At 51.9% G+C, this 12020-nt stretch carries 10 protein-coding genes; 5 read left to right on the top strand and 5 right to left on the bottom strand.

Translation table 11 applies throughout. The features are described 5' to 3' along the window. Positions 1-25 precede the first annotated feature (25 nt). A complete protein-coding gene (rnm, locus tag ACPXSQ_RS06980) occupies positions 26-913 on the top strand; it encodes an RNase RNM (RefSeq protein WP_014605733.1) in 888 nt (295 codons plus the stop codon). Between the two features lie 9 nt (positions 914-922). Continuing rightward, the gene (locus ACPXSQ_RS06975) at positions 923-1543 is read left to right on the top strand and encodes an L-threonylcarbamoyladenylate synthase (RefSeq protein WP_014605734.1); all 621 of its coding nucleotides are present in this window, start codon (positions 923-925) and stop codon (positions 1541-1543) included. A 5-nt stretch (positions 1544-1548) separates the two neighbouring features. Here the strand turns inward: ACPXSQ_RS06975 and ACPXSQ_RS06970 are convergent, their stop codons facing one another. Further along, entirely contained in the window at positions 1549-2190 is a 642-nt protein-coding gene (locus ACPXSQ_RS06970; protein ID WP_014605735.1) for a hypothetical protein, read from the bottom strand. 1163 nt (positions 2191-3353) lie between these two features. Between ACPXSQ_RS06970 and rluB the strand changes: the two genes are divergently transcribed. Next, positions 3354-4238, top strand: a complete 885-nt coding sequence (rluB, locus tag ACPXSQ_RS06965; protein ID WP_014593812.1) for a 23S rRNA pseudouridine(2605) synthase RluB — start codon at positions 3354-3356, stop codon at positions 4236-4238. Between the two features lie 92 nt (positions 4239-4330). Here the strand turns inward: rluB and ACPXSQ_RS06960 are convergent, their stop codons facing one another. The 3 genes from ACPXSQ_RS06960 to ACPXSQ_RS06950 all read right to left on the bottom strand — a co-directional run bounded on the left by ACPXSQ_RS06960 (position 4331) and on the right by ACPXSQ_RS06950 (position 7525). Next, complete coding sequence (locus ACPXSQ_RS06960; RefSeq protein WP_426143235.1) at positions 4331-5644, bottom strand: CitMHS family transporter; 1314 nt, start codon at positions 5642-5644, stop codon at positions 4331-4333. 529 nt (positions 5645-6173) lie between these two features. Continuing rightward, entirely contained in the window at positions 6174-6764 is a 591-nt protein-coding gene (gene cobO, locus ACPXSQ_RS06955; RefSeq protein ID WP_013025937.1) for a cob(I)yrinic acid a,c-diamide adenosyltransferase, read from the bottom strand. After that, complete coding sequence (locus ACPXSQ_RS06950) at positions 6764-7525, bottom strand: YciK family oxidoreductase (RefSeq protein ID WP_110286782.1); 762 nt, start codon at positions 7523-7525, stop codon at positions 6764-6766. The genes cobO and ACPXSQ_RS06950 overlap by 1 nt, the downstream gene beginning before the upstream one ends. A 173-nt stretch (positions 7526-7698) precedes the next feature. On the opposite strand from ACPXSQ_RS06950, the gene sohB reads away from it, so the two are divergent. Then, positions 7699-8745, top strand: coding sequence for a protease SohB (sohB, locus tag ACPXSQ_RS06945; protein WP_013025935.1), 1047 nt, complete (start codon positions 7699-7701; stop codon positions 8743-8745). Between the two features lie 30 nt (positions 8746-8775). On the opposite strand, the gene ACPXSQ_RS06940 is transcribed toward sohB, so the two are convergent. Beyond that, on the bottom strand, positions 8776-9024 hold the full coding sequence (locus ACPXSQ_RS06940) for a YciN family protein (RefSeq protein WP_064352532.1): 249 nt from the start codon (positions 9022-9024) through the stop codon (positions 8776-8778). A 368-nt stretch (positions 9025-9392) separates the two neighbouring features. On the opposite strand from ACPXSQ_RS06940, the gene topA reads away from it, so the two are divergent. After that, entirely contained in the window at positions 9393-11990 is a 2598-nt protein-coding gene (gene topA / locus ACPXSQ_RS06935) for a type I DNA topoisomerase (RefSeq protein ID WP_013025933.1), read from the top strand. Positions 11991-12020: the final 30 nt, after the last annotated feature.

Raw genomic sequence — 12020 nt, 5'->3', positions numbered from 1 at the left:
CGAGCAGTAGCCAGCAGGAGTTGTTTTGAGCGATATCGCCCGTTTTCCGCTTTACGATCTTCATAGTCACACACGGGCTTCAGACGGATTACTGTCGCCGCAGGCGCTGGTTGAGCGCGCGGTCGACATGCGCGTCGGGGTGCTGGCCATTACCGATCACGACACCGTTGCGGGCGTGACCGAGGCGCAGCAGACCGTACGGGATCAGCAACTGCCCATTAGCGTTTTAGCCGGTGTTGAAATTTCCACGCTGTGGGAAAACCATGAGATTCATATCGTCGGCCTCAATATTGATATTCAGCATCCGGTCATGACTCAGTTCCTTGCCGGTCAGTATGCGACGCGGCTGGAACGCGCACATCGCATTGCTGAACGGCTTGAAAAGGCCCAGATCCCGGATGCGCTGGCTGGGGCTATGCGTTTGGCTGATGGCGGAATGATTACGCGTGGCCATTTTGCCCGCTACCTGGTTGAGGTGGGAAAGGCCAACAATATGGCCCAGGTGTTTAAAAATTATCTGGCACGAGGCAAAACCGGCTACGTCCCGCCCCTATGGTGTACAATTAATCAAGCTATTGATGCTATTCACCATTCTGGTGGATGTGCCGTGCTGGCACATCCGGGACGGTATGGATTATCGGCAAAATGGCTAAAGCGCCTGGTCGCGTTTTTTAGCGCCGCGGGGGGGGATGCTATCGAAGTGGCGCAGTGCCAGCAGGCACCTGATGAGCGAACGACGTTAGCGCAATACGCCCGAGATAACAGCCTGGCAGCATCGCAAGGTTCTGATTTTCATCAACCCTGCCCGTGGATCGAACTTGGCCGCAAATTGTGGCTGCCCGCGGGGGTTGAACCGGTGTGGGAACGTTTTCCCGCGCTGGCACCCGCAGTCGAATGTACGGAAAGGGGATAAGAGGTTTCTATGAGTCAACTGTTTCATATTCATCCAGATAATCCGCAACCGCGCCTGATTAATCAGGCGGTAGAGTACCTGAATAAAGGTGGCGTTATTGTCTACCCGACGGATTCGGGTTATGCCCTGGGGTGTCGGCTGGAAGAGAAAGGGGCGATGGAGCGAATTTGCCGCATCCGTCAGTTGGACGGCCATCACAACTTCACCCTGATGTGCCGTGATTTATCTGAGCTGTCAGTCTATTCTCAGGTCGGTAATAGCGCCTTCCGGCTGCTTAAAAATAACACGCCAGGTAATTACACCTTTATTCTCAAGGCGACCAAAGAGGTGCCGCGTCGTCTGATGAATGATAAGCGTAAAACGATTGGATTACGCGTACCTTCAAATCCGGTCGCGCTTGCGCTGCTTGAGACGCTAAACGAGCCAATGATGTCCACCTCGTTAATTCTGCCGGGTAATGACTTTACTGAATCCGATCCGGAAGATATTCAACAGAGTATTGGCAAACTGGTCGATTTGATTATTGACGGTGGCACGCTAGGACAGCAGCCCACCACCGTCATCGATCTGACCAGCGATGCACCTGAAGTCGTCCGTGAAGGTGTGGGGGATGTTACGCCTTTTCTGTAATACACTCAGGTTTTACGGGTGGCCGGAAGGGTCGCCTGTAACCAGTTTTTAAACTGGCCGTAAGGGATATACAGTGACACGTCTTTTAAAATCACTTTTCCGCTGCGGCCATTTTTAATGGCATCTGAATAACCTACGATAACCCCGCCCAGCGTATCATCACTGTTGTAAACACCGCCGCCGGACATGCCCTGAACCACACCGGCGTTAGACGCCATCGCGATACAAGGGCTTTTATTCCAGGTATTACGAATGGCTGTGCGCGCCAGGTTTACCCCTTTCGACTCCACCGGCATGGCGGAGATATAGCTGTATCCGTACATTTTCACCGCATCACCAATATCGGTGCTGCGGAACTGGGTCAGCGTATTAGGGGGATTCTTGTGATAAATAATCGCAAGGTCGCAATAAGGGTGGTAGGACTTCACGCGCTGCACGGCAAATTTAGCCACGTGCGCGGCAGTCAGGCTGTAGTCAGGCGTCAGAGGAATGCTGGTGCCCAGCGTCCCTAAACCGAGAATGGTAGGGATGCCTGTCACACTCATATCCACGTGTTGCATTGCCGTACGGCTGTACTCAGTGTGACCCACAGAACAACCGCTTAGCGCCAGCGTCATAAGCGCCAAGCATAAAAACTGTTTTTGCATAATGATGTCTTCAGGTGAGCATGTCAGTAAAATCCCTGGTGAAGATTCAAGACATGCAAATTAAAGCTCATCGTGAGCCGTATTAACGCAATATTCCTGATGCGCCGGTTTATAAATATTCAATAACAACCAGTTAGCTGTCGTTTCATACTGCTGCGATAAAGATACCGAAGCCTGTAAGGTTCTCAGAATTAGACGGCCAGAAAGGTCGTATAAGGGTTATCGGCTAAAATTCGTATTAGCCCAATTTTTTTAATTAACTTTTGCTTTATTGACAGAACGACTACATGAGCAGCAGGCCAACCCAATGAGGTCAACACAAGGGTATTATCGGACAATAATTAAAATTGTACAATTTTTTTATCTTTGTATAGCTTTGTCATGCAATTGCTGTTGTTTTACAAGGTAAAAAACGCAGCTGTCCGGCGAGAAATGGTTGGATTTCGCGCATTCCTGTACAGGCTTAATGGCCACGCGGTTATTTGAGTTAAGTGAAATTTTGCCTGATTTTTATTTAACTCAAATTAAATGGGGTGCGCTAAATAACCTTCCTCATGGAACTTTTGTTGTCACCGCAGAAGCCGTTAGCGATCTGCTTAAATTGTTTGACGGTAAATCTATAGTACAGAAATCATTAAATACAAATCTGTTTTATAGCCATTTTTAAAAACAGATGACGCGTGAAGTTTTATAGTCGCTCATCTGAGAAACATTAGATAAAATTAAGTAACAAAGCGTTACATTTTGCGTTGAGGACAAATAAATCTCTGCCGGGAACCTGTTACAGAAAAGAGCGCGGACAGCCGTGAATCCAGACGACAGTATGCTGAGGATCTGAGGAGGCGCCTTTCTGATAATTATGCAGACAAGGTGTGGCGCGAGCCCGGCTTCAAAGACGACGTTTTCATTATTATAATAAAGGACAGGCTTCGCTTACCTTGCCTTCAGCCGCGTTGAGGCGTAACAGATGAACGGTTGGTTTCATCTGTTTTCATGCTGATTTTTACTTACCTGCGGCGCGCATCAGGGCAATGCCATAATACGGGTTACATTAAGAGGGACATCCTGTATAATGGGGCCAACAGGAAAATATAAACCATTGATTTTTAAGGTTAAATTCCTAATCCATCCGACGCCTGGGAAGGCGACAATGAGGTAGCTCCATGAGCGAAAAGTTACAAAAAGTCTTAGCGCGTGCCGGTCATGGCTCGCGTCGTGAAATTGAAGCGATGATTGCTGCCGGGCGCGTGAGCGTTGACGGCAAGCTGGCCACTCTCGGCGATCGTATCGAAAACAGCAAAGCCCTGAAGATCCGTATTGACGGTCATCTGGTGTCGATTGCTGAATCAGCAACAGAAGTCTGCCGTGTTCTCGCCTATTACAAACCTGAAGGTGAACTTTGTACCCGCAGCGATCCGGAAGGGCGCCCTACAGTCTTTGACCGACTGCCGCGCCTGCGCGGTTCGCGCTGGATCGCCGTGGGCCGCCTTGACGTCAATACCTGTGGATTGATGCTGTTCACAACGGATGGTGAACTGGCTAACCGCCTGATGCACCCCAGCCGTGAAGTTGAACGTGAATATGCGGTGCGCGTGTTTGGTCAGGTTGATGACGACAAAATTCGTCAGCTCAGTAAAGGTGTGCAGCTTGAAGATGGCCCCGCGGCATTTAAAACACTGCGCTTTGCCGGGGGGGAAGGGATTAACCAGTGGTATAACGTAACCCTGACCGAAGGACGCAACCGGGAGGTTCGTCGTTTGTGGGAAGCGGTGGGCGTTCAGGTGAGTCGACTGATGCGTGTTCGCTATGGCGATATCACGTTGCCAAAAGGCGTACCACGCGGTGGCTGGATGGAGCTTGATCTCCCTGCTGTTAACTATCTGCGCAATATGGTGGGAATGGACGATGAGACCGTCACCAAGCTGGCTGTCGAAAAAGATCGCCGCCGCACCAAAGCCAACCAGATCCGTCGTGCCGTTAAACGCCACAGCCAGACCAGTGGCAGACCTGCGCGTCGTAATCCGGGCAGCAAACGCAACGCGACCTGATATCAGGCTGAGCTGAAGCGCCGGATTAATAAAAAAGCCGCAACGTGATCGTTGCGGCTTTTTGCTGTCAGGGAGAGGTGATCTGAGCCGGTTTAGAGGTGGAACAGTGGAAACGCGCCGGTAATTAATCCCCCGGCCATTAGCACCAGACTGATTAAAATGCCCCACTTAATGGCAAAACGCTGGTGGTCACCAATATCGACTTTCGCCAGACCGACCAGGAGATAAACCGATGGAACCAGCGGGCTGAGCAGGTGGAAAGGCTGACCCACAATCGAAGCGCGGGCAATTTCCTCAGCAGAAATCCCATAGCTGGCCGCCGTTTGGGCAATGACCGGCAGGATGCCAAAGTAGAAGGCATCGTTGGACATAAAAAAGGTAAAAGGCAGGCTGATTAATGCGGTAAATACCGCGAGATAGGGGCCAAAGCTGTGGGGGATAAACGCCAACAGGCTCTTCGCCATGGCATCCACCATGCCGGTTCCGGAAAGGATGCCGGTAAAAATACCTGCGGCAAAAATCAGGGCTGTTACGGCGAGCACATTACTGGCATGGGAACCAATACGCGCCTTTTGCTCTTCCAGCGTAGGGTAATTCAGCATTACCGCAATCGCGAAGGCCAGCATAAACAGAATCTGGATAGGCATCGCGCCAATAACCAACAAAACCAGCAGCACCGTGGTAAGAATAAAGTTTGGCCAGAACATTTTGGGTCGACGATTCGCCGCGCACTCTTCCGCATCGCCCAGGCCCAGCTCAATATTATCCAGATGGTGATCGTTGATGCTCATGACCCCCAGGCGCTTACGTTCCTGCAGGCCAAACAGAAACGCCAGGCCGACAAGGGCCACGCAGGCGATAAAAATGGCCGGCAGCATGGGAATAAAAATGTCCAGCGCGTCAATGCGCAATGCCGCCGCCGCACGGGCCGTCGGGCCGCCCCAGGGAGAAAGGTTCATGATACCGCTTGCAAGGTTAACCAGACAGGTCATTGCCAGCACGTTCATACCCAGCTTGCGGTAAAGAGGAAGAAACGCGGCAATCGCGATCATGTAAGTCGTTGAGCTGTCACCATCCAGTGAGACCAGCAACGTTAACACGGCCGTTCCGACGAGAACCTTAAGCGGATCGCCACGTACGATTTTCAAAATAAACCGCACCAGGGGGTCAAACAGACCCGCATCGATCATCAGGCCGAAGTAGAGGATAGAGAAGGTGAGCATCACGCCCGTTGGAGCCAGCGTTTTCACACCATCGAGCATCATGGCACCCAGACCCTGGTAAAATCCCCCTATCAGGGCGAACAGTGTGGGAATAAGAATTAGCGCTATCAGCGCTGACATGCGTTTGGTCATGATTAAATACATGAAACAAACAACCATCGTAAAACCCAGTATGGTCAGCAAAATAACAGCCCTCTTATTGGCAAAAAGTTATTCAATTGTGAGTAAGTAAGGTAATAATTTATGGAATTACTTAGCGTGTTAATAGTTAACCTGTTGTTTTGATTAACCATGCACATAGAGATGATATTAAAGCTAAATTATTTTTATCATTTCTTTAACATAAAAGGGTGATCCCGATCGGTTTCCGGCCCGACTGGCCCGGCACAATGTGACTGTGATCAATGAATGCTGGCGCGGGAAAGGGTTAATTTCAGGCATCATTAACTGGAAAGGGCGCGTAAAACCTAAGCGAAAAAATGACATTGATCGCCAGTTGAATGGGGTAAGGCCGTGAGCAGCCTGCCCAAATTGCCCCGACAACCTTAACGCGACACAGGGAAGGGCGCGTGGTGGGTCATCTCGCGTTTGAGCAAGGGATGGGGATGACAGCTAGAGCAAAGTGATAACAGATTGATAATTTGATTAAGACAAAAAAGAGGCGGGTCAGACGGTTTCACGCCTGACCTTTATGGCATTGTGTTAATTAACGCTACCAGTCTATGCCCTGTTGGGCCTGGATACCGGCGTCAAAAGCGTGCCTGACGGGGCGCATTTCCGTTACCGTATCGGCCATATCCAGCAGCGTGCGATGGCAGCCCCGGCCAGTAACGATAACGCTCTGATGCACCGGTCGCTGTTTCAGGGCCGTTACCACCGCCTCAAGCGGAAGATAATCCATGCTGACCATATAGGTGATTTCATCAAGTATCACCAGGTCCAGCCGGGGATCGGCCAGCATGCGCTGAGCATGTTGCCACACGGCAAGGCAGGCATCGGTATCGGTCTGGCGATTCTGCGTTTCCCAGGTGAAGCCGGTAGCCATCACCTGAAACTCCACGCCATGCTGTTCCAGCAGATTGCGCTCGCCGTTTGGCCACTCGCCTTTGATAAACTGAATGGCTGCGGCACGCTTACCATGCCCGCAGGCGCGGAGCGCGGTGCCAAACGCCGCCGTGGTCTTACCTTTGCCATTGCCGGTAAACACCATCAGGATGCCCCTGACTTCACTGGCTGCGGCAATGCGGGCATCGACGTGTTCTTTCAAACGCTGCTGTCGCTGTTGGTGGCGTTCATCCGTCATTACTCGGCCGCTCCGGGTTTTCTGCCAGGCTGGGCATCAAAGCTGATACCGGTTTTGCGACGACTGTCGTCGCCCATCAAATACAGGTAGAGCGGCATGATATCGGCGGGGGTTTTAAGTTTGCTGGCATCTTCCTGCGGAAACGCACTGGCACGCATTTTAGTCCGCGTACCGCCGGGATTGATACAGTTGACCCGCAACCCATGATTTTTATACTCATCTGCCAGCACCTGCATCATGCCTTCGGTGGCAAATTTCGATACCGCATAGGCTCCCCAGCCTGCCCGGCCGGTGCGGCCTACGCTAGACGTGGTGAAGACCAGCGAGCCGCTATCTGATTTTAACAACAGCGGCAGCAGGGCCTGGGTGAGGAAGAAAGTCGCATCAACGTTAATCTTCATCACCTGTTGCCACACCAGGGGATCAAGCTCGGCCAGCGGCATGATGTCACCCAGAATACTGGCATTATGTAAGACGCCATCCAGATGTGAAAACCGCTGTGCCAGTTGCCCGGCCAGCTGGTGGCAATGCGCCGGCGTGGCCTCAGACAGATCAAATACGACCGAGTGTGCCGGACATTTGTTTAACTGATTAATCGCCTCTTCTGTCTGCTGCAGCTTTTCGGCGCTGCGCCCCAGTAAGATGACTTCCGCACCAAAGCGGGCATAGGTTAACGCGGCTTCCCGTCCAATGCCGTCAGAGGCACCGGTCACGAGAATCAGGCGATTCGCAAGTAAATCATTTTTGGGTTGGTAATGCATGTTGGGAGCCTCCCGCAACGTGAGGGTTTCACGCTTTATGCCTCAATTCAGGGCATGACGCAATTAGCAACAGGTACATTCTGTGCCAGGTGCTGGCATTTCAGGCGACGAGCCAAAATAAACCAGTTAAACTAACCCTTTGTCAGTAATCCTCTGTTTAATAAGGCGACACGATGGAACTTCTTTTGAATTATGGACTGTTTTTAGCAAAAGCGGTGACGGTGGTGATTGCCATTGCAGCGATCGTCATGATCGTTGTGAACGCCGCACAGCGCAAACGTCACCAGGGTGGGCAACTCCGTTTAACCCACCTCGGTGATGACTACAGCAAAATGAAAGAGGATCTGCAGCTTGAGAAAATGAAACCTCAGGCACAAAAGCTGTGGTTAAAAAATAATAAGAAAGCCGAGAAACAAAAGGCTAAAGCAGAGAAACGCGCAGTGAAGCAGGGCAGCCTTGAGACCGCCAGGCCGACGCTTTATGTGCTCGACTTTAACGGCAGCATAGATGCCAGCGAAGTGAAATCATTGCGTGAAGAAGTCTCTGCCGTACTGGCAGTGGCCCAGCCCGGTGACGAAGTCCTGCTGCGGTTGGAAAGCCCGGGTGGCATGGTGCACGGCTATGGTCTCGCCGCCTCTCAGTTGCAACGCCTGCGTGACGCCGGATTAACACTTACGGCTGCCGTTGACAAGGTCGCGGCCAGCGGCGGTTACATGATGGCCTGTGTTGCCAGCCAGATCGTGGCGGCACCCTTTGCGGTCATAGGTTCAATTGGCGTTGTCGCGCAAATTCCTAACTTCAATCGCCTGCTCAAGCGCAACGATATCGATGTTGAACTACACACGGCGGGCCAGTACAAACGCACCCTGACACTGTTTGGTGAAAACACGGAGGAAGGGCGTGAGAAATTCCAGCAGGATCTGAATGAAACACATCTGTTGTTTAAGCAGTTCGTTCACGAAATGCGCCCGTCACTGGACATCGACCGTGTCGCCACCGGTGAGCACTGGTACGGACGCCAGGCCCTGACGTTAGGCCTGATCGATCGTATTTCAACCAGTGACGATCTGATTATTCAGCACATGGATAAATTTACCGTGCTGGGCGTGAACTACGTGCGTCGCCGTTCAAGAATCGATCGCCTGACCCACAGTTCAGGACAGGTATTTGAACGCCTGCTGCTAAAGTGGTGGCAACGCGGTGATAAACCGATGTTATGAGTACAAACCCGGCTTCGGCCGGGTTTGTTGTTATTGCAGGTGGTAGCGGGGAGACAGCTCAACCGCCAGGTGTTTAAAGAGATTGAAGACCGCGGTGGTTTTTGCCGTTGGCAACCCTTCTTCATCCAAAAAAAGCGGGCCACGGAAGACCAGCACATCACCCTGCTGACTGACCGCCTCCACCGAGACACCGGCTAAATAATCATCATGTTGCCTGAGCAGAGCATTGGCAATCTCCAGTAGTGCCTGGGGCGAAATACCCTGAGTCGGGTTGTGCATGTGTCGGCTCCTTTTTGACAGTCTGACAATTCTTTCTATATTACTTGCGTATCGCATCGTTCGACAAACGGCTGCAGGGGTAAAAAGGGGCTTTACTCACAACAGATGCTAATTAAGTTGCGTAACAGATTTTATCAGGTACAGTGTGGGCGTTTCAGATTCCAGGGATATTGCACCGGGAAGTGCGATTAAGTCAGGCAGAAAAAGCGATTTTTATCATAAAGTTGCATTGGACTGTAATCACTGACCAGAGATTGAGCCCCTCGTCCTGAAATAAAAAACAGGCGTAGCAATATTGAACCCCGTGGGTTTTTGGGCATCCAATCCTCTCCCGTAGAGCAGGACGTATTCATTAGGTAAAGGTAAATATGGGTAAAGCACTCGTTATTGTTGAGTCCCCGGCAAAGGCCAAAACAATCAATAAATACCTGGGCAGTGGCTACGTGGTGAAATCCAGCGTGGGCCATATCCGGGATCTGCCGACCAGTGGTTCAACCGCCAAAAAAAGTGCTGAAACCTCGACAGATAAAAAAGTCAAAAAAGTAAAGAAGGACGAGAAGGCCGCGCTGGTCAGCCGTATGGGCGTTGATCCCTATCATGGCTGGGAAGCGGACTACCAAATCCTGCCAAATAAAGAGAAGGTGGTCGCTGAACTCAAAGCCTTGGCTGAAAACGCTGACCACATTTATCTCGCAACCGACCTTGACCGCGAAGGGGAAGCCATTGCCTGGCACCTGCGGGAAGTCATCGGCGGCGACGACAAACGCTTTAGCCGCGTGGTGTTTAACGAAATCACCAAAAATGCGATCCGTCAGGCGTTTGATACGCCGGGCGAACTGAATATTGACCGCGTTAATGCGCAACAGGCACGCCGCTTTATGGACCGTGTTGTGGGCTACATGGTTTCGCCGCTGTTGTGGAAAAAAGTCGCGCGGGGATTATCCGCGGGCCGCGTACAGTCGGTTGCCGTGCGGTTAGTGGTTGAGCGTGAGCGCGAGATCAAAGCGTTTGTTCCTGAAGAGTATTGGGAACTCAGCGCTAACCTGACCACGCCTAAGGGCGATGACCTGGCGATGGACGTGACTCACGCGGGTGATAAACCTTTCCGTCCGGTCAATCACGAACAGACGCATGCCGCCCTGGCGCTGCTTGAAAAAGCCCGCTTTGCCGTTACCGATCGCGAAGATAAGCCAACCAGCAGTAAACCCGGTGCGCCATTTATTACGTCTACGCTGCAGCAGGCCGCGAGTACCCGCCTGGGCTTTGGCGTCAAAAAAACCATGATGATGGCACAGCGACTTTATGAAGCGGGTCATATCACCTATATGCGTACCGACTCGACCAATCTGAGTCAGGACGCGGTTTCCATGGTGCGCGGCTATATCGAAGGGAATTTCGGTAAAAAGTATCTGCCAGACAACGCCAATACCTTTGCCAGCAAAGAGAATTCACAGGAAGCGCACGAAGCGATTCGTCCTTCTGACGTGGATGTGGTGGCTGAGCAGCTCAAAGATATGGAAGCGGATGCACAAAAGCTGTATCAGCTCATCTGGCGTCAGTTTGTTGCCTGCCAGATGACACCTGCTCAGTATGATTCAACCACGCTGACGGTAACAGCGGGGGATTACAAACTGAAGGCCAAAGGGCGCACGCTGCGTTTTGACGGCTGGACTAAGGTCATGCCCGCCCTGCGCAAGAACGATGAAGATCGCACCTTGCCGCCGGTGAACGTGGGTGACGAACTGAGCCTGCAGGCATTGCTGCCAAGCCAGCACTTTACCAAGCCACCGGCTCGCTTCAGCGAAGCCTCGCTGGTGCGCGAACTGGAAAAACGTGGAATTGGCCGGCCTTCGACCTATGCCGCTATTATTTCCACCATTCAGGACCGGGGCTATGTCCGGGTTGAGAATCGCCGATTTTATGCCGAGAAAATGGGTGAAATCGTCACCGATCGCCTGGAAGAAAATTTCCGCGAACTGATGAATTACGATTTCACCGCGCATATGGAAAGCAGCCTCGACCAGGTTGCCAACAATCAGGCGGAGTGGAAAGCGGTGCTTGATCGCTTCTTCTCAGACTTCAGCCAGCAGCTGGAACAAGCGGAGAAAGATCCTGAAGAAGGCGGCATGCAGCCAAACCAGATGGTGTTAACCACCATTGACTGCCCCACCTGCGGCCGCAAAATGGGCATTCGCACGGCCAGTACCGGCGTTTTCCTGGGATGTTCAGGTTACGCACTGCCGCCGAAAGAGCGCTGCAAGCAAACCATTAACCTGATTCCAGAAAATGAAGTGCTGAATATTCTGGAAGGGGACGATGCGGAAACCAATGCGTTACGCGCACGTCGTCGTTGCCAGAAGTGCGGCACGGCAATGGACAGCTACCTGATTGATAACGGACGCAAACTGCACGTGTGTGGTAACAACCCTGAATGCGATGGCTATGAAATCGAAGAGGGCGAGTTCCGAATCAAAGGTTACGACGGTCCGGTGGTTGAGTGCGAAAAGTGCGGGTCTGAAATGCACCTGAAGATGGGGCGTTTCGGTAAGTACATGGCCTGTACCAACGATGACTGCAAGAATACACGTAAAATTTTGCGTAATGGCGATGTGGCACCACCGAAAGAAGATCCGGTGCCGCTGCCAGAACTGCCGTGTGAAAAGTCAGATGCCTACTTTGTGCTGCGCGACGGTGCGGCGGGTGTGTTCCTGGCCGCTAACACCTTTCCAAAGTCACGTGAAACCCGTGCACCGCTGGTGGAGGAACTGCAACGTTTCCACGATCGCCTGCCTGAGAAGTTGAAATACCTGGCCGAAGCGCCAGCAACCGATCCGGAAGGCAATAAAACGTTGGTGCGCTTTAGCCGTAAAACGAAACAACAGTACGTTGCCTCTGAAAAAGAGGGTAAAGCGACGGGCTGGTCAGCGTTTTACATTGACGGCAAGTGGCAGGAAGCGAAAAAGTAATCCTCAGAGGCCAGCACACGCTGGCCTTTT

The sequence above is a fragment of the Pantoea sp. EEL5 genome (assembly GCF_049892805.1).
Lineage (GTDB): Bacteria > Pseudomonadota > Gammaproteobacteria > Enterobacterales > Enterobacteriaceae > Pantoea > Pantoea ananatis.
This window is presented reverse-complemented; position numbering and strand designations above follow the sequence as displayed.

Excerpts from the sequence above, each read along its gene's own strand:
- ACPXSQ_RS06975 (WP_014605734.1), top strand. The coding sequence starts at position 923 with ATGAGTCAACTGTTTCATATTCATCCAGATAATCCGCAACCGCGCCTG.
- ACPXSQ_RS06970 (WP_014605735.1), bottom strand. The coding sequence starts at position 2,190 with ATGCAAAAACAGTTTTTATGCTTGGCGCTTATGACGCTGGCGCTAAGC.
- rluB (WP_014593812.1), top strand. The coding sequence starts at position 3,354 with ATGAGCGAAAAGTTACAAAAAGTCTTAGCGCGTGCCGGTCATGGCTCG.
- cobO (WP_013025937.1), bottom strand. The coding sequence starts at position 6,764 with ATGACGGATGAACGCCACCAACAGCGACAGCAGCGTTTGAAAGAACAC.
- ACPXSQ_RS06950 (WP_110286782.1), bottom strand. The coding sequence starts at position 7,525 with ATGCATTACCAACCCAAAAATGATTTACTTGCGAATCGCCTGATTCTC.
- sohB (WP_013025935.1), top strand. The coding sequence starts at position 7,699 with ATGGAACTTCTTTTGAATTATGGACTGTTTTTAGCAAAAGCGGTGACG.
- ACPXSQ_RS06940 (WP_064352532.1), bottom strand. The coding sequence starts at position 9,024 with ATGCACAACCCGACTCAGGGTATTTCGCCCCAGGCACTACTGGAGATT.
- topA (WP_013025933.1), top strand. The coding sequence starts at position 9,393 with ATGGGTAAAGCACTCGTTATTGTTGAGTCCCCGGCAAAGGCCAAAACA.